Raw genomic sequence first — 21,765 nt, 5'->3', positions numbered from 1 at the left:
GCAACTCTCCCTTACTTAAAATGCGAACTGAGCACGTCTAAATCAGCAGTATGAATTGTGATTTTGCCATGCCCAGCCTTATACGGGAACGGAATCGGATTGCAACCACCTTTAAAACCGATAGTTGCCAAATTAATTGCTACGTCGCACTTACGGCAAATAATCTTACCGTCTTTTTCATAGTAGCCTGCATCGCCGCAGTTTTCGCAAGCATCCAATCCAACGCCATACGCTCCACCATTCTTTTTAATGATTATAAAACGCATAATAGTGCCGTCTTTTGCTTTGTATTGGAAACGATGCAAATGACCATCTGAAACTTGAACGTAATTAATAGTTGCAACACCATCGTGCAATTCATACGGTTCTGGAGGCGTAAGAGTTGGTTTAATATTCATAATAGATACGCCTACAGTAAGCGTAAGTATTACTGTGATAGCAGCCAAAAGAGCTGCGAGCGCAGACTTTCGAGATTTCCTTTTAAACGCTCGCTTCGTGCGAATTTCTGCTGCATTTTCACCAACTACAGCCGTTTTAAAGCCGATTATTACAGACGCAGCAGCAGGAATCATGAACACGCTAATTTGCGCCATAATCATTAATGGAGCGTTATTAATTAGCCAAACAAGCACGCTGAAAGAAAAGTCATCCATATAAAGCAGAATGCTTCCTTGCATAATCTGCAAAAGTGAAGTTATGTGCTGCACTAGCAAAATAATCATGCTTAAAACTACAGCAATTTTGAAGCAAATAGCGTTAGACGTAGTGCGCAAAGAACGCACCATAAGACTTAAGCAGATAGCAGCAATAACGCCAAGCACAAAACCAAGCGCGCGAAGTAACATGTCTGATGTAAAAGGCGGAGTGCTTGAATCTACGAAAATAGTAAGTTGCAAAATAACATCTGGTAAAGCATAAAACACAGTAAACGCTAAGCAACATGCACCAATCGCGTTACTTATGTGCATTAAAAGCGGGCAATTACGCCAATTTTTTATTATTTTGTGTGAAAAAATAACCACAATAATTGCAGCAATATCAAGCGGAACCGCAATACACAACGCCGGCATATTAATAAAGTTTCGCTGATTAATTACCACAGATGCGCGGAGTATAGCAAAAATAAGAGCTGCGACTGTGCCTGCAGACAGCCCATACAATCTCCAACGTGCACTCAGAGGCTTATCTCGCCCCTCGCCAACAGTAAGCGATGTGCTTAATCCCATTGTGAGTAGCGCAAGAGGGAGCAGCCCAGGCATAACTGCCACAAACAGTCTGAGCATAACTCCCTCCTTTGCTATTACTTATTATTTACTAAAATTATTAATTAATCGCTAATTATTAACTAGCTACCACTACCACTGACGAGGAGTGTACTTCCAATCGTCGAAGGTTGCCTTAATTGGCTCAGTCCAGAAGCGACCGGTTACGCCGGTAGCAGGATCGACGTGAAGCATCCAACCCTTCTTTTCTGGGGATTCAATAGAAAGCACGAGCTTATAATTTCCAGCCTTGTCAAGCTTAACGTTTGCACCGTAGTGAGGACCATCGGAAGCGTTCATCTGCATAAAAGTACCCTTGCCAACGGATTCGCCGCTTGCCTTATCGACAATCTCATAGTTCACAGTCAAATCTGGAATGAACTCGCCCTTACCGTAGCCAAGCTTTGTACCTTTTTGGTTAGCGTGGATATCGGCTTCAAGGTGGAAGCTTGCTTCGCTTGCCTTCAAGCCCATACCAGCTGGAACCATGTCCACTGGCTGGAAGTACACAGCGCCAATAGTAAGAGGTCCAATGTTCTGATCTTGGTGAGGACCAACTGGAACCTCCTCAAAGCCCTTATCACCGCCCTTGTCGTCAGCCTTGTCGTCAGCCTTCTGCTCGGTTGCTTGTGACTTAGCACCAGTTTTAGCGGAATTGCCATTAGAACCGCATCCAGCGAGCGCAAGCAGTCCAGCAAGAGCCAAAGCTGCAATTGCCATCATTTTATTATTCTTCATATCTAACCTTCTGTGTTTGTTGTTAGTTATTTTTATTTAATTATTGTTATTGGTTGTTTATTAATTATTTATTAGTTGGTTATTTGTTGTTTTGCTTATTTATTTTCTACCGCGCGTTTCACACGACTTCGCGCAATAGATACGCAAAGCAGTGAAATCACAACAATTGCTGCCACAATTTGAGCAACAATCGTCTCAACATACGGATAGAACCCAAGCCAATCGTTAGTTGGCAAGCCTTGAATATACATTCCTTCGAGAGCATCGCCCTCGATTAACGCGTGCACACCACCGCCTGCAAAAATCACTACGAGAACAGACATAAGAGCACTTGTTCCAGTAAAGAATGGGCGAATTGGTATGTGCACAGATGCGAAACGAATCAGCAAGAATATCACTACAAGAACTGCAGCAGCGGAAATGAAGCCTCCCCAAATCATAGAGTCAGCTCCGTTTGAAACTGCAAAGATTGCTTGATAGAAGATTACAGTTTCAGCACCTTCGCGGAACACAGCAAGGAAACTCAATAACGTTAAAGAAACCAAGCTTCCCTTAGAAACTGCTGCCGTTGTTTGCTCACTAATATACTTATTCCATGCTTGCACTGAAGATTTAGAAATCATCCAGTTACTCGTGTAAAGCAGCATAAGCATTGCGAACAATGCAACAACGCCTTCTGTAATCTCCTGCTGCGGACCAGAGCCATTAAATAGCAAGCCGAATAGTGCAGCTACAGCAAGAGATGCCACAATTCCAGCCGCAATACCTAGGTAAATATACTTCACCATATTCTTGTGACCGGATTTAACAAGGTAAGCAATAATTGCTGCAACAACTAGCAACGCTTCCAAACCTTCACGAAGCAAAATCACGAAAGCTTGACCAAATGAGCTAGTTATGAATTGCATAAATGGATTTGCGCTTGAAGATGCGCCTTTGTCTAATTTTGCTGCGTCTTCAATAAGCATCGCTTTAAGATCCGTTACGAACTTTTTAGCTTGCTCAACAGTTGCACCGTTGTTCATTGTTTGGCGGCACTCTTTGAATTGATATTCGACAGTCGAAACGCGACTTCCGCTTATTGCATTCATCACGTTCTTCTCGAAACCGAGCTTTTCGTAATACTGGTAATAGGCTTCGTTAATTAAATCAACTGCAGATGCTACTTGAGTTTTATTACCTTTTGCAGACTTGTATTTTGCAACGGATTTGTCGAGAATAACATTCATTTCTCGAGCAACTTGACCCCACGTACGACCATTGCGTCCAAGGTTTTTCTTTTTTGCAGCATCTAGCTTTTTGCGCTCTGCTTTAATTTGCGCACGCAACTTTTGTGCATAAACATTTGGCTTATCCACTTTTAAGTTGGCATCGAGACTAGATGCAGTTTGTGCAACATCCGCTGCAAGAGCCGTTGAAACAGCACTTATTTGTGAACCTTGATTTTGCTGATACACAAGCGTTTGCAACTGTTGGAATTGATCGCCTTGCTCTTGAACTTTATTCTGACCAAAAGTATCTCGAACAACAGTAATCATATTCGAAGCAACATAAACGGAATTATAAGCTGCTTGGAATCTAGTGGCAGCTCCCGAATTATTGCCGCTTTTATATTCGCTTTGACCCTGCTGCAATTGGCTATCAATCGCCTTAGAAACTTCCGACCAACTAGCATACGAACGATCTGCGTCTGTTGCAAAAGCTGGCGTAGTTACAGCAAACGAGCTTATAACAAAACTCGCAAATGCGCACATAACCATGCACATAGCCAGCATGAGCGCGGTAGCACCGGAAACAACTCGGCGCACACTTTTACACGCGCGCATAACATCTCCTCGTGTCTTATTACACTTCCTGCTTCTCAACGCGCTCTACCCCGATTGAGCGCACCCAACTAAAACTTGCCATTACAAAGGCCCCACAGGTACATAATATCGATATATCAAGTAGATTGATATAGTTAGACGCAAAAAACACGCAAATATTACAAAAATGATATTGATAATGATAATTATCAATCTTTTTGCGAATCGTATTGAGAAAAGCCAATAAGCCCAACAAACTCATTAAACATGTTTCTCATACTTTCTACAATGCGACTTTTCTTCTCAGCGCGCGCAATCGCCGCAGCGCCAAATCTGCTCATTCTAGGCATTAAATCATTAATGTCTGTACCAAGCTCACTCACTTCGCCAGCACTAAAAGATTTCTCCATAAACTTGCGAGTCAAAGCATCGTTTAATCCTTCGCTTTGCACGAGTTGCGCCAAATCATGATTATACTTTTTCTCAACATACTCGCTCCAGCAATCAACAATGCTCAACTTGTTGCCGTTAGAATCGTAAACGGTAATGTTACCTTCAGAATCCACAAGCTTCCCAAGCTCATTCTCGTTAAGCTGCGCAATAAACCCTTCAATAAGCTTCTTTTTACTACGCAACTGCGGGCTAGAGTCAACCGCCACCCTAATAGAGGCAAGAACATTTTTATCCTTACAATGCTTGCTATGGTAATGTTCTACTAACATCAAAATGTAGTCAATATTTACTTCTACTTGGCGCACAAGCTCCATCTCAAACACAACATCGTCCGTAATGTTTGCAATATCGCCTTTTTGCTCTTTGCGCTTCCATTCTTCATGCAAATCCTGGTAATGCCCCAAGTAATCTTGCATATCGCGCTCTTTGATTATCTCGTTGCCTTCAAATTGATCGAAAGCTTTCAGCATGTTACGCAATCGCAGAATATTACCAAAAAGCGATATAAACTTTTTCTGATTCTCTTCTCCAACAATGTTGAAGCCTTGCAGTGGATACTTTTCCATAAGCTCATTTACTAAATCACTGTATCCACAACGCTCAATTCCTTTAGCGTCAACGTAACCGTTGTAAATCTGCTCAAACGTAGGGCAAAGCACAATACCTTGCGCATCTTTATCTCCAAAAAGAGCTACCGCTTCGTCAACTTGATAGCTCAAATCCCTAAAGCACACAATGTTTCCAAATGTTTTAACGGAATTTAAGATTCGATTTGTGCGCGAAAACGCTTGAATAAGCCCATGCATGCGAAGATTTTTATCTACCCAAAGCGTGTTCAAAGTTGTTGCATCAAAACCAGTTAGAAACATGTTGACTACAATCAAAATGTCAATTTCCTTATTTTTCATGCGAATTGAAACGTCTTTGTAATAGTTTTGGAATTTGTTATTTGACGCATCATACGCAGTATTAAACATTTCGTTATAGTCTTTTATTGCGCTTTCCAAAAATTCTTGCGAATTTGCGTCTAGCTTTGCCGTGCTTTCTGAATTTTCTTCTCCAAGAGAACCCATGCCGTTGGCGTACGCCGAAGAATCTGACTCACCCTCGTTTACTGCATAGCTGAAAATAGTTGCTACTTTTAAGCGTTCGCTTGGAGGCAGATTTTGCTGCTGCTTTTTGAACTCGTTGTAATACGCTTTTGCAAGAGGAATGTCTGCAACAGCAAAGATTGAATTAAAGCCGTTTATGTCAACTTCTTCAGAAGATTTTTTAGTCTCTAAAGTATTATGCTTATCTGCAGCAAGTTCTTTAACGTTAATAATGCGCTTGTATTTGTAAGTCTTCTCGTTGCGATACGTTTTTTGAGTAAAATGCTCAATAATGTATTGAACAACATTATGCACGCGATCTTTATGCCTAATTACATCTGGTCGATTAATATCTTTAACCAATTCGTCGGTTGCTTTTTCCAGCTCGCTCGACGTTTTTACAGTAGCAACGTATTCCACGCGGAATGGCAACACGTTTTTATCGTTAATCGCGTTAATGATTGTGTACGTATGCAAGCACGGTCCAAAGGTTTGCTCGGTTGTGGAAAGATGCGCAGCGTCGGAGCCAGCAGCGTTCGCTTCAAAAATTGGCGTGCCAGTAAACCCAAAAAGCAGAGCATTTTTAAAGTGTTTTACAATATCTGCATGCATGCCTCCAAACTGGCTTCTGTGGCATTCGTCAAAAATAAACACTATGCGCTTTTTGTAAATTTCATGACTTGGGTTGTTGCTTATAAATTTACTAAGCTTTTGAATAGTGGTTATAATAAGCCTGCATTCTTCCGTATTGTCTTCTAGCTGTTTTGTAAGCACAGCTGTTGAAGTGTTACTATTTGCGGCTCCTTTTTCAAACCTGTCGTATTCTCTCATTGTTTGATAGTCAAGATCTTTACGGTCTACAACAAACAAAACTTTGTCAACAAGATTATTGCCTTCTGCGTCTTTCAAAGCTTTTACTAGCTGCGATGTTTTGAAGCTAGTTAGCGTTTTACCAGATCCAGTAGTATGCCAAATATATCCGCCCTTTTGACGCTCTGCTGCCGGCATTTTGCTCGCATTAGCAAACATGTATTTTACGCGATTCACTATGTTTTCTGCTGCAGTAATCTGGTATGGACGCATAACCATCAAGCAATCTTCTGCATTAAAAACGCAATATTTTGTGAGAATGTTAAGAATTACGTGCTTTGCAAAGAAGGTTTTAGCAAAATCGCATAAGTCGGAGATTATAGTGTTTTGAGCATCGGACCAATAGTTTGTAAATTCAAAACTGTTACTTGTTGTGCTTTTGCTAGATCCTTTACTTTTCTGCTCGTTGTACGCATTATTGCGAGTTGAGTTGGAGTAATACTTTGTTTCAGTGCCGTTTGAGATTACGAAAATTTGCACGTATCCAAATAGTCCGCTTCCAGCCCAAAATGAGTCGCGAGCATAACGGTTAATCTGATTGAACGCTTCTCTAATAGGCACACCTCTGCGCTTTAGCTCAATATGAACCATCGGCAAGCCGTTTACTAGAACAGTCACATCGTAACGATTGCTACGCGCAGGGCCATTTGCATCATTATTGTTTGCATTATCGTTTGCGTTAACAGCATATTGGTTGATTACTTGCACAATATTCTTGTGAATATTTTCTTTGTCAATAATAGTTATGTTCTTATCTGTGCCGTCATCTTTTTTGAGTATTTTAACGTTATCTCGCTGAATAGCATCTGTTTTCTTAACTATATCGTCAGTGCTGTTTGCAATATTTTCTTTGAAAAATCTTTCCCACTCGCCATCTGAAAAATGATAGTCGTTGAGCTTTTCGATTTGCACGCGAAGGTTTGCTATAAGATCTTTCTCGTTGTGAATGTGAGCATACTCGTAGCCTTGGGATTGCAAAATGTTAATGAACTCTTCTTCGAGTTGCGCTTCGCTTTGATAGTTGCCATCGTTGCGCGCGCTTGGCGTAAACGTAGACATTACAGTGCTATCTTGATTTTCTAACACGATTTTCATTTTGCTTCCTTCTTTCTTACTCTTACTCACATTTTTCGATTACGCACGCTTGAAGGTTAGGAGTTGATCGCGATAGTACTCGTATTGCTTGCGTCTAGCTTCGATTTCTGCAGGCAATCCTTGAGTTAGATCATTACACAATGCGTCAAAGCGATCCAGAATTTGTACGATTTGGCGCTGCACTTCTAGAGGCGGAACGGGGATTTCAAATTGCATTACAGCTTTCTTATCACCTCTAGGCATCTTCGCACCTTTTGAATTGCGAACATCATATAAGAAAAACCGCTCAGAACTTAAAATATGGTATAAGAATCTAGGACTAATAACGTTTTTATCGTAAATATGAATAACTAAAACATCACCGTTAGTTCCACCAACACAATCAGCAAACCATATTTTCTTAAGATATGGTCTTATATTGCCAATAAGTACATCACCTATAGAAAAACAAATAACTTTACTTTCTTTAGGTATAGAATTAGCTCGCGTCTTCCCTTGCTTGTTTTGTAATAGATTTTCAACACCAACATAATTATTTTCATCAAGATTTTGCGAATCAATGCGATCTTTAGAATACGACGCAACTTCCTCTAAAGCCTTATAATCCACACCATTCGGGCAGTAGCGTGATATAAGCAAGCGAAGAGGATTATTGTCGTCAAATGTAAGCAGTGTATCTCGATAGTATTCGTATTGCTTTTTACGAACTGTAAGCTCTGCTGTAAGCTCTGCTGTAAGCTCTGCTGTAAGCTCTGTGAATGTGTCCAATACGCGGACAATTTCACGTTGTACCTCCAGAGGAGGGACGGGTAGCTTGTAGTTCTTTATCATTTGAGCATTAATGTTTGATTGTGATCCTTGCCCCATACCTTTCAGGTTCTCATATTCATTGCAAAGGAAATGATATACATATCTAATCAACACTATATTTTCATTGATTTCCAAATTACAGCAAGCTTGATTGGTTGTAACGGGTATCTTATTAATTGCCACTTTAGCCGCAGTTGCACCATACATTGCGACAATAATGCAATTCGCCGAAATCCATTTTGCAGAAGAATTGGCTAAACCCTCTTCCGTAATTTTTACATCGGTATCATAAATATAATTCCAATCAACCTCTTGAGTTCTTACCCAAGGAATATCTCCACCATAATATTCAGATATAGATGTTTTTGGCGTTCCCCCAGAACAAATATTAACGCAGACTTCTTGGATAGTTTTATACTCCACGCCATTCGGGCACAATTCAGCGATTAACTCCTCAAGCTTGCTAGTCATTGAGCCACCTCGCTATTATCAAAGTTAACGCTGCCAGCTTCAATCTCGCTTACAATCTTCTCAATCTGTTCGCGCAACTCTTGCTCGCGAGCGCAAACCGACGCAATTTGCGCGTTAAGCTCCGTAATATTAATCTTCTCGCGAGTATCTTCTGCTTCAACGTATGTGGAAACGGAAAGATTGTATTTATTTGATTCCACTTCTTCCAAAGACGCTACGTGCGCAATATGCTCCGCATCTTGCCTAGAAGTGTACCACTTAACAATCTGCTCAATGTTCTCGTACGAAAGCTTGTTGCTATTCGTTGACTTTACAAACTCTTTACTTGCGTCAACAAACAATATAGAAGTATCATTCCGCTTATTTTTGCGCAAAACCATAATGCATGTAGCAATCGAAGTACCAAAGAACAAGTTGCTCGGAAGTTGAATCACGCAATCAACAGCATTATGCTCAACTAAATATTGGCGAATCTTTTGCTCGGCTCCGCCGCGGTACATGATTCCAGGGAAGCAAACAATAGCAGCAGCACCATCTTCCGCCAGATGCGCCAAACAGTGCAACACAAACGCCATATCTGCCTTGCTTTTTGGAGCAAGAACTCCAGCTGGAGCAAAACGAGGATCGTTAATCATCAACGGATTAGAATCCCCCTCCCAACTCGTGGAATAAGGCGGATTAGAAACAACTAGCTCAAACTTTTTATTAGCATCGATTTGCGGATTTATAAGAGTATCGCCGCACGTAATCTCAAACTTGTTAAAATTCACATCGTGCAAAAACATATTCATGCGGCACAAGTTGTAGCTAGTAACGTTCTTTTCTTGACCGTAAAAACCGCCATTAATGTTTTCAATGCCTAGCACTTTTTTGGCTTTTAGCAGAAGCGACCCGGATCCGCATGCTGGGTCGTATACGTCTGAAATGCTTGATTTTCCAGTGGTCCCAAGGCGCGTGAGCAGCATTGAGACTTCTGCAGGCGTAAAGTATTCGCCGCCAGATTTTCCAGCATTAGAAGCGTACAAGCCCATCAAATATTCGTAAGCATCGCCAAAAGCCTCAATAACATTGTTGTTTACACTGCCAAGCTTCATCTCACTAATCACTTGTAATAACTTAACAAAACGCTTATTTCTGCCTTCAACAGTGTCTGCAAGCTTAATATTATTCACATCGTAATCGGAGAATAATCCCTTAAAATCGTCAGAGGAATCAGTGCCTTGAGAAGAAGCTTCAATATTGCGGAACACGCGGCTTAATGTTTCGTTCAGATTGCTATCTTGAGGAGCGTTCTTAAGCACATTGCAAAACAGCTCGCTAGGAAGTATAAAGAAGCCTTTAGCTGAAATCATCTCACTGCGAAGAGGCTCTGCATCTTCATCGCTTATTTTTGCATAATCAAAGTCTGGATCGCCGCCTTCAGATTCATGCTCGTTTTTATTGATGTAATCGCATAAATTCTCGGAAATATAGCGATAAAACATTGTGCACAATACGTATGCTTTGAAGTCCCAACCATCAACGGAACCTCGCAAATCGTCGGCAATCTTCCAAATCGTGCGATGCAATTCCGCGCGTTCTTCTTCTTTGCGAGTGTCCATTCTGCTGCTCCCTATTTGTGCAATTTCTGCACGCGTATGCGCAATATATAAGCTAATTAAACAAGCGTTCTTTAATATTCTACTGTAAGAGCGCACAATCAGCAGCAACGCTACTCGCATCGCTTAGCCTAGCTTCGATTCTTGCAAGCAAGTTAGCTCGCATAGTCATTATTGGGCATTAGTTGGCATTATTCAGCATTATTCAGCATCATTCGGCAAAAAAGTGCGCTGGGAATGCGCGCGTTTTGCGAAGCGCATGATTTGGCGAGATTACAGCAAACTCAGCACTGGTAGTTTGCACGATTTTTTGCAAATCGCTTTCTTGCGATACAAACAACGCAGTTGCGAGCGCATCGGCGTAAGCTGTTGGAAAATCGCAAGTTCTGCTAGGCACATACGCCCAGCTTGCGCATAAATCGCAAGCAGGAATGCCATCAAGCGCATTAATCAAGTGAGTCGCAATTAAATTAGACTCAAAGCCACTTGCATCTTTACCTAAGCAACTTGCTTCTTTTACTTTCCAACGCTTTCTTGCACTAGACGATGCACACAACGCTCCGCTTGCGATTGATGTCACTCCAACTGCTTGAGTTGTGTCAAACGGATTTTCCAGAGCCACTTTTATTTGACTATTCTCTTTGCTAAAGCAAGCGCGCATATCGCCGCCAGCGTTTACCAAAAAATCAAAATCCGAAAGCGAATCGCTATCCGAAGGCATCTCGCCACCAAGCTCTTCTTTAATAATCTGTGTTACAAGATCTACAAAATAGCCCTTTCCAGCTGCACCAAAATCAAGCTGCACTGGCTGATTTGTGCGAAGCGTTGCACTTCCGCTATCTTGCGAAATATCTGCCCACGTAATCGGCAAAGAGCGACGATAATTAGCCCAACTGCCTATATTAGAACTCGCGCTAGCTGCCGACTCCGGAACGAATTGCACAGAATTGTTGCAGCCAAGCGCAAGCAGATCCGCACCAATACAAGCGTCAAAAGCACCGTGCGTGGCATCGTAAAACTCGCTATAGATCGCAAAAAGCGGCTGAGCCCACGTTGGAAACTCAAACTCGCCGCCATGCTCCGCACAAGCCATGCGCGAAACAAGCGAATCCGCACGAAAGCGCGAAAGCACCGATTCATACTCTTCAATAAAATCGCGAATCCGATTCTGCACGCGCTGCGAAATCGGCACGCTGCTAGAGATAATAATCCCCGTGCCAAGCGCGCGCTCAATCGCCATTACATTCCCAAACATCACTTTCCTCACACAAAAACATCGCTTGCCTCACGCAAACATTTCATTCGCTTTTTTAGAAAGCTCATACCGAATAGGGCGTTCGCCAATAGAATCAACCATTCCAAGCTCAATCAAACCGTTAAGCGCACTCACAATCTTTCTCTCACCAACCTGCTCAGCAATTGCATTGCCAACATATTCGCTTAATTGCTTGCGAGTCATCGGAGTTGGATTATACGAAAAAAGCTTATTTTGCAACAAAATAGACAGAACTTCACGCTGCACTTTAGAAATTTCTTCCTCTGAGAAAAGCTCACGCAGCTTACCCATACAGTAAATAATGTGCTTTAATTGCACACTAATATTCTCAAACACTTCGCCCTGTGCTTTTACAATATATTCCAACATTGTGCAACAAAACATAGTTAAATCATTGCAATTAAACAGCTCCTGAGCTTTAGAAAAAGCAGCATAGTATCCAGATTTCTCTGCGTAAATTACAGAGCTTAAGCTCAAAATTGTTGGCATCGAAAGCTGCTCGTGCAATTGCAAAGCAAGTAAAAACCGCCCAGTTCTGCCGTTCCCATCATAAAACGGGTGCACGCTCTCAAAAGCATAATGGCACATGCACGCCTTAATAAGCGTTGGAACTTTGTTACTATTCATCAAACTCAACATCTGCGTTAAATGATCTTGAATTTCCGCTTCCGTTGCATCGCCATCATGCACTACATTATTTGCAGCATCACGAATACTTACTTTTCCACTCCTAAAAATCTCACCATCTGGAATATTATTTGCTTCTAATTCACCTTGCATAATGCTGTTGTAGATTTTTCGTATATCTTGCAATGTTTGCGGAATTGAAGTGCCATTCTTATTGGAGTCTGCAACTGACTTTACATTCAAATCCGCAACAGATTCCGCAACCGACTTTTCTTTAGAATCTGCAAGCTCAAGAAAAAGCTTAGTAAATTCACTAAAACGCGTATGCTTATTCTGCTCACTCGCAGCAGCAAGCGCTTTGGAAAGCTCTTTTCTAGTACTGTGAACACCTTCAATAATGTTGGTATTTTGCACTTCTTTTGCAATAAGTTGCATTAAATACTCGCGCTGAGCAAACCGCGGCAACCTGCTCCACGCTTTTTCAACCGCTTTTTCAGCATACGCAATATCATTCATGTGCGTCACAAGATCCGTTACGCACATTGCAAAAATTTCATGCGCATCAAATACGATTCCAGAACGATACGTCACTGGATTATCGATGCGCAAACGATACTCTTCTTCCGCAATATCACAAGGTTTTGCATTACTTTTAGACATTGCAACTATTGCGCGTATTGTTTTGCAATCCATAATGCGACTCCGTTTACGTTATTGCATTTACATTATTGCGTCTACGTTATTGAGGATTTTGTAGTGATGTCTTGCAATATTTTGCTTGCGATATTTTGCTTATACGCAAATAACGCATTTATCACAAAATGATTGCTTAACTAACGTAAAAATCTATTCTATACCGACATTTTGCCAAAATGAAGGCATAGAAAGCAAAAAACATTCGTCTATACCGACATTTTCACAAAACAGCAGTATAGCACGCAAAATATATTCATCTATACCGACATTTTTGCAAAAACGCACTATAGAAACATCGGCAGCACTGGCGACATAACGCCACTCGTTTCGGCGTTCGCAATACTCAAACGCTAAATTCAATCTATGCCGTAACGCGTTTTATACGCCGCGTAATCCTTATCTTGCAAAACACTAGCCACATTCGGAGCGTATTCGTATTCTTCTTCAACAAGATGCGCAAACTGCTGCTGAGCTAAAAGCTCAACATTCAAAGGCTTTGTAATAATGTGGAACATATCCTCAAGAAGCTTCGTATCGTTAGCATCTTTAGCCTGGATTGAAGCTTCGTCGTTAACACGCTGCGTTATTAATCCCCAATCGAAATGGTATCCAGCATCTCGCGCAACTATATCCCAAAAAACGCGTTGCGTTCTACCATTGCCCTCACGAAATGGGTGTAAAACATTAAAATTATTGTAATTTACACTTAGCTTACTAATAAACTCGTCAATAGATAAACCTTGCAATAAATTATCATTTTTAAGCGTTTGCTCACAGTAACGAATCCCAACGCCCATGTATTCAAGCGGATGAAACGGTTCGCCGCCGCCTTTAGTCATATCTATAGTGCGAATCTGGCCAGCCCAATCGTAAACATCTTGAAAAAGATAATGATGAATCCACTGCAATTGCTTAACAGTTCCTTCAGCATGTGGCAAGTTTTCGTACAAAATAGAACATCTTGTGAGAACAGCATCGTTCTCATATTTATCTAATTCAATCTGATTATTTATATTAGATTTGTTCTTCAATACCCTTGTGTGAGGAATAAGATAAGGGTCAAAAACTGTTTCCACGACACACAACCCAATAACTTAATCCATCACGCCATATCTAGAACGCATTCTAGCAACAAATTCATTGCTACTTATAAGACCATTAGCATATTGATTTGCGTCATAAAGAAACTCTTTTGAAGGCGAATTGCCTTCAAGTTTGCCTGAAGCTATTGCAAGACCCAAATTTTCTTGACGCCTACGTTGCGTTTCTTTATCAATCATTTCTTCTCCCTGCCAACACACGCACCCAAATCAAAAACAACTATTAACTATTTTACTATGCACGATACATTTTGATTACAACATATTCAATTACAACACATTTTACTTACAGCACATTCTGCGATTTGACGAATCTAGCATCGGCAACATAACGCCGCTCGTTTCGGCGTAGATTATTCCAAAGATAAGCGCCATGTTATAGCTAAATCTTTACTTATTTGCACATAACAACAATAAAAAGTAAAGATAATTGCAATCTTGCATATTGAAAAGTAAAGATTCGCAAAACTTAAGCAAAAAGAAAGAGCCTTCGCACACGAACGCAAATAGGCACTCACTTTCAAAAGTGAAAAAATTTTACAGTTTTGAAAGTGAAAGTGCGAATCTGCTTGCAAACACTCGCCACGATTCTTACGACATTGAAGGAATCCGCGTAATAGACATAGCGCAATGGCTGCTCGAAACAAACACGTCGTTTCGTTTGTGAGCGTTACTTTCTCAGTCGGCTAACTGAGTTTTTAACAGTGTTTTGCCAATCACCGTTACTTTCTCAGTTCGTTAGCTGATTTAGTAACAGTGCTTCGCCTCTGAGATCTATTTTCTTTACAAACGCGCTATAAAAACAAAAAGGCAGGAGCCTGAGAATATCCCAAACTCCTGCCTTAGAAGAGATTACCTTGCTTACACAAGTTCATAAACTTACAAAAGCAACAAACTTACATAAGCAACAAAAGCAACCTTAAATCACCTTAGCGTTAGGCAGCACGTTGCCGTCTTTATCAACGTTACAACTATGCTCAACAGCAATCGTAATATTGTCAGAGTCAACCGAGTAGAAGCCATCCGTCACCTTAAAAACGTGACGCACGCCTTTCAAATCGTCAACCTTCACAAAACCGTGATCAATCAACGCAAGCACAGCCTCATGTCCAGGAAGCACGCCCATTGCGCCATTCACAGAAGGAATAACCACAAACTTGGCGTCACCTTCCCAAACAGGATGCCTGGCTGCCACCACACTAACGTGCAGCGATTTTACTTGCTTCTCCGACATAATCACGCACCAAACTCTTGCTGCATATCGTGCCAACGACGCTCAAGATCATCAATGCCACCGATACCAGAGAATGCCTGCTCAGGAATCTCATCGTAAACACCATCGCAAATGCGAGTGAATGCCTCAATGGTTTCGTCTGCTGGCACATAAGAACCTGGACGACCAGTGAACTTTTCAGCCACATAGAAGTTCTGACCAAGGAACTGCTCAATCTTACGAGCGCGGCTGACAGTAGTCTTATCTTCCTCACCAAGCTCATCGATACCAATCAAAGCGATGATGTCCTGAAGCTCCTTGTTACGCTGCAAAATAGCCTTAACGCGGTTCGCGCAATCATAATGAGCCTGACCAACGTAACGCGGATCCAAAATTCTAGAAGTAGAAGTCAAAGGATCCACAGCTGGGTAAATACCCTTAGCTGCAATATCACGCGAAAGCTCAGTAGTTGCATCCAAGTGCGTAAAGGTTGTTGCAGGTGCAGGATCAGTGTAATCATCTGCAGGAACGTAAATAGCCTGAAGTGACGTAATGGAATGGCCGCGCGTAGAAGTAATACGCTCCTGTAATGCACCCATTTCATCTGCCAAGTTTGGCTGGTAACCAACTGCGGAAGGCATACGACCAAGCAGCGTGGAAACCTCAGAACCAGCCTGAGTAAAGCGGAATATGTTATCGATGAACAGCAACACATCCTGATTCTGCACATCGCGGAAGTACTCAGCCATAGTCAAAGCGGTAAGAGGCACGCGAAGACGAGTCCCAGGAGGCTCATCCATCTGACCAAAGACAAGCGCTGTTTTCTCCAAAACGCCAGCATCAGCCATTTCGCCAATCAAATCGTTACCTTCACGGGTACGTTCGCCAACGCCAGCAAACACAGACACACCACCGTGATTCTGTGCAACGCGCTGAATCATTTCCTGAATCAACACAGTTTTACCAACGCCTGCACCACCGAACAGACCAATTTTACCGCCCTGAACGTAAGGGGTAAGCAAATCGATAACCTTAATACCAGTTTCGAACATCTGAGTCTTAGACTCAAGCTGATCAAAAGCAGGTGGGTTACGGTGAATTGGCCAACGCTCAGTTACTTCAATGTGTTCGCCAGGCTTAGCATTCAAAATGTTGCCTGTAACATCGAACACGTGACCCTTAGTAACATCACCAACAGGTACAGAGATTGGGCCGCCAGTATCTCGCACTAAAGCACCACGAACCAAACCGTCAGTAGGCTTTAAAGCAACTGCACGCACAGTCGAATCACCAAGGTGCTGCTCAACTTCCAGCGTAATCTCGTGGACGGTATCTCCCTCGGTGTTTCCAACGGTGTTGATATCGACTTTGAGAGCATTGTAAATATCCGGCAGATAGCCGACCGGGAATTCAACGTCAATCACGGAACCCTGAACGCGGGTTACGCGACCAGCTGTTGGATCGACCTCCTGCTCAGCTTCTGGAGGCGCTGTGGTCTGATTTTCAGCCATATGCTCCTAATCCTCCTCATTATTCAGCGCATCAGCGCTGCCGATAATTTCGGTAAGTTCTTGAGTAATGGATGCCTGACGAGAAGCATTAAGCTTTCTTGTCAAATCATCCACCAAATTGCGGGCGTTATCTGTAGCCGTATGCATAGCGTTCTGTCTGCTTGCCGTTTCGGAAGCAGCAGAAGTAAGTAAGCACTCGTGAATACGAGACTGAATATACTTCGGCAAAACAGCATCCAATACTTCATCCGGGCTTGGTTCGAAGCAATACTCCACAGCTTCTGGATTGCTGCGGCTCACTGCTTCTTCACGAGCCGAAACTGCGCTCGTAGACGACAATGCTGCTGAAGGACCAGAAGCTGCTTCATAGTCAGGACGATGCATAGAAAACTCTTCACCGTCCTTCAAAGGAACCAACTCAACTGGCAGCATGCGTAACGTACGAACTTTTTGCCTCACCATATTTATAAATTCAGTGAACACAATATACAGTTCCGAAACTCCGCCTTCTGCTTCCGGCGTCATATAAGCGTCCATTAAAGTATCGGAAATCTTTTCAGCAATAGTAACGTCTGGGTGGTCAGTAGAACCTTCCCAAGTACCTGCCACATCGCGATTGCGATACTTGTAGTAAGTTGCACCGCGTCGACCGTACACGTACAGTTCTGCATGCTTACCTTCTGCATCGAGTTTTGCAAGAAGTGCTTCAGTCTCACGAATAATCGAAGACGTAAACGCACCTGCCATACCACGATCAGAAGTAAGAGCTAAAACTGCTACACGATTGCCAGCATGCTCTTTACCAAAAATAGGATGCTTAATATTTGCTTCGTGATGAGCTACCAACGCCTGCACGGCATCGAAAATTGCGTCACTATAAGGCTTAGCATTAAGCGCAATATCTCGCGCTTTAGCGATATGAGAAGACGCAATCATTTCCTGAGCCTTAAAGATTTTACCCAAAGACTGTGTGGAAATAATTCTCGATTTCAATGCAAGTTGGGAGGACATACGCTACTTCCCCTCAGGCTCGCGACTGTCTGCTTTCGGCTTAGCTACGAGCTGTTCCTTCTCAACAGGAGCAGGGTTTTCAGCCGGCGGCAAAGAATCCTTTACAATCAAAGGCTTGCCAGCAGATGTCTTAAACGTCCTACGGAAATCATCAATGGCTGCATCAAGCTTAGCTTCAGTTTCCTTAGTGAAGTCTTCAGTATCGCGAATTACTTGCAAAATGTCGGTTCCCTTATCCAAGTAATCCAACAATTCGCTTTCGAAACGCAACACATCCTTCACAGGAATATCGTCAAGCTTGCCATGAGTACCAGCCCACACAGAAACAACTTCTTGCTCCATTGCTCGAGGAGAGAACTGCTTCTGCTTAAGTAGCTCAGTCAAACGAGCACCACGAGTAAGCTGCGCCTTTGAGGCTGCATCCAAATCAGAAGCGAACATTGCGAAGGATTCCAAAGACTTGTAACGAGCCAAAGAAATCTTCAACATGCCGGAGACTTTCTTCAAAGCCTTAGCCTGAGCTGCACCACCAACACGAGACACGGAAATACCAACGTCTACTGCTGGACGCTGACCGGCGTTGAACAAATCAGACTGCAAGAAGATCTGACCATCGGTGATAGAAATCACGTTGGTTGGAATGTATGCAGAAACATCGTTTGCCTTGGTTTCGATAATTGGAAGACCGGTCATAGAACCGCCACCCAAATCGTCAGAAAGCTTAGCACAACGTTCAAGCAGACGAGAGTGCAAGTAGAACACGTCGCCTGGGTAAGCTTCACGCCCAGGTGGACGACGCAAAAGCAAGGAAATTGAACGGTATGCTTCTGCTTGCTTCGACAAATCATCGAAAACAATCAAAACGTGCTTGCCGTTATACATCCAGTGCTGACCGATTGCAGAACCAGTGTAAGGTGCAATGTATTTAAAACCTGCAGAATCAGAAGCTGGACTTGCCACGATTGTGGTGTACTTCATAGCTCCTGCTTCTTCAAGGCTTTGACGCACTGAAGCAATAGTAGAACCCTTTTGACCGATTGCTACATAAATGCAGCGAACCTGTTTCTTTGGATCTCCAGTTTCCCAGTTAGCACGCTGGTTAATAATCGTATCTATTGCGATTGCAGTCTTACCTGTTTGACGGTCACCAATAATCAACTGGCGCTGACCACGACCTATTGGCGTCATTGCGTCAATAGCCTTCAAACCAGTAGACAATGGTTCATCGACTGGATGACGGTGAATAACGTCTGGAGCCTGGGCTTCAAGAATACGACGCTCACTGCACTCAATCGCACCCAAACCATCGATTGGATTACCCAACGGATCCACAGTACGACCAAGATAAGCGTCACCAACCGGCACAGACAACACCTCGCCTGTGCGGTATACTTCCTGCCCTTCCTCAATACCTGTAAAATCGCCGAGAATAACGACGCCGATTTCGTGTGCATCAAGGTTGAACGCAAGACCCAAGGTATCGTTCTCGAATGTGAGCAGCTCGTTTGCCATGCAGCCGGACAATCCAGCTACGTGCGCAATGCCGTCACCAGCCGTAACAACATAGCCAACTTCTTGCGTTGGCATGTCGGTAGGCTTATACGAGTCAACAAACCCGTCGAGCGCCTTGCGTATCAGGGCGGGATCAATAGATAGTTCCGCCATAATTCTCCTTAATTTACTACTTCACTGCCTGTGTCCAAGCACCATTTCGCGCAGAACGCTGCAACTGCTTAAGCTGCATCAACATGGTGCGATCGGTTATTTGATCACCGATTTGTATACGCATACCACCAAGTACGTTTGGATCCACAATTGGGTTAATGTATGCACGATGACCCAACTTATTGCTGTAGATTTCAATCAAACGCTTAATTTGCTTATCTGTAAGCGGCTGAGCAGTAGTGACTGTAACCAATGTTTCGCCAGCTTCACGCTCAAATCCTGACCAAGCACCACCGAAGCTACCGGTTTTACCGCTTTCGGCACCTCCGTGCCAAGTTCCTACTAGATAATGCATAATGCGCAATACAACAGGGTGCGCCTTACCTCCAATAAGCTCGTCAATAAGGCGAGACTTATCTCCCGAAGACCTATTCGGATCAGTAATCGCATCAGAAAGCTCAGGATACTTATCAATCATGTCCATCATTGACGAAAGCTCGTCTGAAATGCGCTGCGCTTCATCGTGCGCATCTGAGATGGCCTGAGCAAGCGAAGAACGCGACAAACTATCGTTTACTCGCGATGCCTTTTCTGGCATTCTTACCTCCTCGTTTCTGTAAAAAACGAAGTAATGCAAATAATACAAAATGAAATAACCGTAATTTTATTTTGCGATCATTCAGTTTTGTACATTACTTTACTTGCTTTGATCCGAATTTTTAGTGTCTCCAACTTCATCGATCACATGATCAATAATCTTGGAGCTGACGGTATCGTCATCCAATTTGGATGCAAGAATCTTGCCAGCTAAAGCTGCTGCAAGAACCGACACCTCTCCTTGGAGGCTGGACATGGCATGCTTATGCTGAGCCTCAATGGAATGCTGCGCTTCACTGATAATCTTCGCAGCATCCTTTTCAGCGCGTTGTCTAGCTTCGCCAATAATTTTTGAAGCTTCCGATCGAGCCTCTTCACGAGTCTTTGCAGCATCAGTTTGAGCTTGAGAAAGTTCGTTTTCAATCTGGCTCTTCAACTCGTCTGCTTCACGCTGCACATTAGCAGCCTTAGCCATTCCGCCTTCAATTTTTTCTGCACGCTCGTCGAGAATTGCCTGGAATTTAGGCATAACAAACTTGTAGAAAAACGCTGCAAGAACTACCAAAACTACTAATGACCACAGTACGTCATAAGGCTCAGGCAAGAACAACGCCAACTTATTACTTCCGGCTGCATATGCCATGGCTTGTCCTTTCTATTCTTTCAACACTATTCGTGTTGTGCATTGTAAGTTTTGTTCAGGCTCCCATAATGTAGGAAACGAAGCCAAGCAAGCCCAAAACCTCAATAAATGCCAAGCCGACGAACATAAACAGCTGAATGCGGTTGCCAACCTCTGGCTGACGTGCAGTAGATTCCATAGCCTTAGACACTACTATTGCCATGCCGAGTGCAGGGGAAATAGTTGCTACAGCAAAGCCAAGAATGCTCAGGTTGCCGGTCAAACCTGCAAGAGCGATGATACTATTCATTGGTTTCCTTTCTGTTGAAACAGTAACCAGTATAAACCCGTAAGATATGTAAAATCTGAAAATCTAAACTACTTTTATTAAGCAGCTACAACAGCAGACTTTTCTTCCTCTTCCGGATAACTTTCCGAAATGTAGACTGAAGCAAGCACTGTAAAAATAAATGCCTGCAAGCCAGCTACCATAATTTCGAATAGGGTAAACAGAATGCCACCAAGCAGCCACAAAGCACCGCCTAAGGCAAGGAGTTTATTGCTGGAATCCACCACGAAGAAATTGGTGAATACTAAACAAGTGGCCACCAGCAAATGGCCAGCAATCATATTCGCAAACAAACGAATTGTAAGCGAAAGTGGTCGCACAATTATTAATTCTATGAGCTGCAATGGCGAAAGAATAAAGTAAATCGGCCATGGCACACCCGCTGGGAACAATGCTTCGCGGAAGAATCGCAAAAAACCTTTTTCGCGAATGCCAGCAATAAGATATTGGCAAACAACCCACAAAGCAAATACCAACGGACAAGCAATGGTTGCGGTTGCAGCCATATTTAATCCTGGAATCACAGAACAAAGATTAAAGAAGAAAATAGTGAGGAATAATGTGGACATCATTGGCACATAGCGCTTGCCGCGTTCCTCGCCAATCATTTCGTAAACAATGTTGTAGCGCACAAAATCCATCAAAATTTCAAGCACGCTTTGGAATCTGCCAGGAACCACCTTTGCTCGCATAGCACCAATTCCAAAAATAATCATTACTACTACTACCATAAGTAAGCGCACCAAAATAATGCGATTCATGGCAAATGGAGTGCCTTGGAACAAAATTTCTGGAGGCAAAAACTCACTAATATTAGGTAGCTCTGGTTTATTCGAAGCTACAGTAGAAGCTACAGTTGTGGTCTTCTGTAAAACATCAACCATTACATCCATAAGTGCCTCCTT

General features: G+C 42.7%; 18 protein-coding genes. All 18 read right to left on the bottom strand.

Annotated features, from left to right (window positions below):
• Nucleotides 1-11 precede the first annotated feature (11 nt).
• The gene (locus K9E37_RS03960) at nt 12-1,283 is read right to left on the bottom strand and encodes a DUF2318 domain-containing protein (RefSeq protein ID WP_012913769.1); all 1,272 of its coding nucleotides are present in this window, start codon (nt 1,281-1,283) and stop codon (nt 12-14) included.
• Nucleotides 1,284-1,355: 72 nt separating this feature from the next.
• Nucleotides 1,356-2,000 (bottom strand): iron transporter, encoded by a 645-nt coding sequence (locus K9E37_RS03955; protein WP_004109905.1) that lies wholly within the window; start codon nt 1,998-2,000, stop codon nt 1,356-1,358.
• 95 nt (nt 2,001-2,095) lie between these two features.
• A complete protein-coding gene (locus K9E37_RS03950; protein WP_248893073.1) occupies nt 2,096-3,826 on the bottom strand; it encodes an FTR1 family iron permease in 1,731 nt (576 codons plus the stop codon).
• A 188-nt stretch (nt 3,827-4,014) separates the two neighbouring features.
• Nucleotides 4,015-7,314 (bottom strand): type I restriction endonuclease subunit R, encoded by a 3,300-nt coding sequence (locus tag K9E37_RS03945; protein WP_248893071.1) that lies wholly within the window; start codon nt 7,312-7,314, stop codon nt 4,015-4,017.
• Between the two features lie 39 nt (nt 7,315-7,353).
• Nucleotides 7,354-8,595 carry a restriction endonuclease subunit S gene (locus K9E37_RS03940; RefSeq protein WP_248893070.1) on the bottom strand — a complete coding sequence of 414 codons (1,242 nt, stop codon included), beginning with the start codon at nt 8,593-8,595 and terminating at the stop codon, nt 7,354-7,356.
• On the bottom strand, nt 8,592-10,196 hold the full coding sequence (locus tag K9E37_RS03935) for a type I restriction-modification system subunit M (RefSeq protein WP_248893068.1): 1,605 nt from the start codon (nt 10,194-10,196) through the stop codon (nt 8,592-8,594). Before K9E37_RS03935 ends, K9E37_RS03940 begins: the two co-directional genes overlap by 4 nt.
• A gap of 208 nt (nt 10,197-10,404) precedes the next feature.
• Nucleotides 10,405-11,433: an FAD:protein FMN transferase gene (locus tag K9E37_RS03930; RefSeq protein WP_248893605.1), complete on the bottom strand. Its 1,029-nt coding sequence runs from the start codon at nt 11,431-11,433 to the stop codon at nt 10,405-10,407.
• A gap of 45 nt (nt 11,434-11,478) precedes the next feature.
• Entirely contained in the window at nt 11,479-12,789 is a 1,311-nt protein-coding gene (locus K9E37_RS03925) for a Fic family protein (RefSeq protein WP_248893066.1), read from the bottom strand.
• Between the two features lie 359 nt (nt 12,790-13,148).
• Nucleotides 13,149-13,868, bottom strand: coding sequence for a Fic/DOC family protein (locus K9E37_RS03920; RefSeq protein WP_116994916.1), 720 nt, complete (start codon nt 13,866-13,868; stop codon nt 13,149-13,151).
• Between the two features lie 18 nt (nt 13,869-13,886).
• A complete protein-coding gene (locus K9E37_RS03915; protein WP_012913757.1) occupies nt 13,887-14,072 on the bottom strand; it encodes an antitoxin VbhA family protein in 186 nt (61 codons plus the stop codon).
• A gap of 739 nt (nt 14,073-14,811) precedes the next feature.
• Nucleotides 14,812-15,126 (bottom strand): F0F1 ATP synthase subunit epsilon, encoded by a 315-nt coding sequence (locus K9E37_RS03910; RefSeq protein ID WP_033888552.1) that lies wholly within the window; start codon nt 15,124-15,126, stop codon nt 14,812-14,814.
• 2 nt (nt 15,127-15,128) lie between these two features.
• On the bottom strand, nt 15,129-16,616 hold the full coding sequence (gene atpD, locus K9E37_RS03905) for a F0F1 ATP synthase subunit beta (RefSeq protein WP_004109936.1): 1,488 nt from the start codon (nt 16,614-16,616) through the stop codon (nt 15,129-15,131).
• Nucleotides 16,617-16,622: 6 nt separating this feature from the next.
• On the bottom strand, nt 16,623-17,627 hold the full coding sequence (locus tag K9E37_RS03900) for a F0F1 ATP synthase subunit gamma (protein ID WP_004574170.1): 1,005 nt from the start codon (nt 17,625-17,627) through the stop codon (nt 16,623-16,625).
• Between the two features lie 3 nt (nt 17,628-17,630).
• Nucleotides 17,631-19,292: a F0F1 ATP synthase subunit alpha gene (gene atpA, locus K9E37_RS03895; RefSeq protein ID WP_012913755.1), complete on the bottom strand. Its 1,662-nt coding sequence runs from the start codon at nt 19,290-19,292 to the stop codon at nt 17,631-17,633.
• 16 nt (nt 19,293-19,308) lie between these two features.
• Nucleotides 19,309-19,890 carry a F0F1 ATP synthase subunit delta gene (locus tag K9E37_RS03890; protein ID WP_248893065.1) on the bottom strand — a complete coding sequence of 194 codons (582 nt, stop codon included), beginning with the start codon at nt 19,888-19,890 and terminating at the stop codon, nt 19,309-19,311.
• Nucleotides 19,891-19,989: 99 nt separating this feature from the next.
• Complete coding sequence (locus K9E37_RS03885) at nt 19,990-20,532, bottom strand: F0F1 ATP synthase subunit B (RefSeq protein ID WP_004109948.1); 543 nt, start codon at nt 20,530-20,532, stop codon at nt 19,990-19,992.
• Between the two features lie 55 nt (nt 20,533-20,587).
• Nucleotides 20,588-20,821 (bottom strand): ATP synthase F0 subunit C, encoded by a 234-nt coding sequence (atpE, locus tag K9E37_RS03880; protein WP_004109950.1) that lies wholly within the window; start codon nt 20,819-20,821, stop codon nt 20,588-20,590.
• Between the two features lie 77 nt (nt 20,822-20,898).
• Entirely contained in the window at nt 20,899-21,753 is an 855-nt protein-coding gene (atpB, locus tag K9E37_RS03875) for a F0F1 ATP synthase subunit A (protein WP_102703312.1), read from the bottom strand.
• Between the last annotated feature and the right edge of the window lie 12 nt (nt 21,754-21,765).

Origin of the sequence: Gardnerella swidsinskii (assembly GCF_023277705.1) — a bacterium.
In the GTDB taxonomy this organism is placed as follows: domain Bacteria; phylum Actinomycetota; class Actinomycetes; order Actinomycetales; family Bifidobacteriaceae; genus Bifidobacterium; species Bifidobacterium swidsinskii.
Note: the sequence above shows the minus strand (reverse complement) of the source record. Positions and strands in the feature narration are given on the sequence as shown.

Bases quoted from the DNA above. Each gene is read 5' to 3' on its own strand.
- K9E37_RS03960 (WP_012913769.1), bottom strand. From the start codon at position 1,283: ATGCTCAGACTGTTTGTGGCAGTTATGCCTGGGCTGCTCCCTCTTGCG.
- K9E37_RS03955 (WP_004109905.1), bottom strand. From the start codon at position 2,000: ATGAAGAATAATAAAATGATGGCAATTGCAGCTTTGGCTCTTGCTGGA.
- K9E37_RS03950 (WP_248893073.1), bottom strand. From the start codon at position 3,826: ATGCGCGCGTGTAAAAGTGTGCGCCGAGTTGTTTCCGGTGCTACCGCG.
- K9E37_RS03945 (WP_248893071.1), bottom strand. From the start codon at position 7,314: ATGAAAATCGTGTTAGAAAATCAAGATAGCACTGTAATGTCTACGTTT.
- K9E37_RS03940 (WP_248893070.1), bottom strand. From the start codon at position 8,595: ATGACTAGCAAGCTTGAGGAGTTAATCGCTGAATTGTGCCCGAATGGC.
- K9E37_RS03935 (WP_248893068.1), bottom strand. From the start codon at position 10,196: ATGGACACTCGCAAAGAAGAAGAACGCGCGGAATTGCATCGCACGATT.
- K9E37_RS03930 (WP_248893605.1), bottom strand. From the start codon at position 11,433: ATGGCGATTGAGCGCGCGCTTGGCACGGGGATTATTATCTCTAGCAGC.
- K9E37_RS03925 (WP_248893066.1), bottom strand. From the start codon at position 12,789: ATGGATTGCAAAACAATACGCGCAATAGTTGCAATGTCTAAAAGTAAT.
- K9E37_RS03915 (WP_012913757.1), bottom strand. From the start codon at position 14,072: ATGATTGATAAAGAAACGCAACGTAGGCGTCAAGAAAATTTGGGTCTT.
- K9E37_RS03910 (WP_033888552.1), bottom strand. From the start codon at position 15,126: ATGTCGGAGAAGCAAGTAAAATCGCTGCACGTTAGTGTGGTGGCAGCC.
- atpD (WP_004109936.1), bottom strand. From the start codon at position 16,616: ATGGCTGAAAATCAGACCACAGCGCCTCCAGAAGCTGAGCAGGAGGTC.
- K9E37_RS03900 (WP_004574170.1), bottom strand. From the start codon at position 17,627: ATGTCCTCCCAACTTGCATTGAAATCGAGAATTATTTCCACACAGTCT.
- atpA (WP_012913755.1), bottom strand. From the start codon at position 19,292: ATGGCGGAACTATCTATTGATCCCGCCCTGATACGCAAGGCGCTCGAC.
- K9E37_RS03890 (WP_248893065.1), bottom strand. From the start codon at position 19,890: ATGCCAGAAAAGGCATCGCGAGTAAACGATAGTTTGTCGCGTTCTTCG.
- K9E37_RS03885 (WP_004109948.1), bottom strand. From the start codon at position 20,532: ATGGCATATGCAGCCGGAAGTAATAAGTTGGCGTTGTTCTTGCCTGAG.
- atpE (WP_004109950.1), bottom strand. From the start codon at position 20,821: ATGAATAGTATCATCGCTCTTGCAGGTTTGACCGGCAACCTGAGCATT.
- atpB (WP_102703312.1), bottom strand. From the start codon at position 21,753: ATGGATGTAATGGTTGATGTTTTACAGAAGACCACAACTGTAGCTTCT.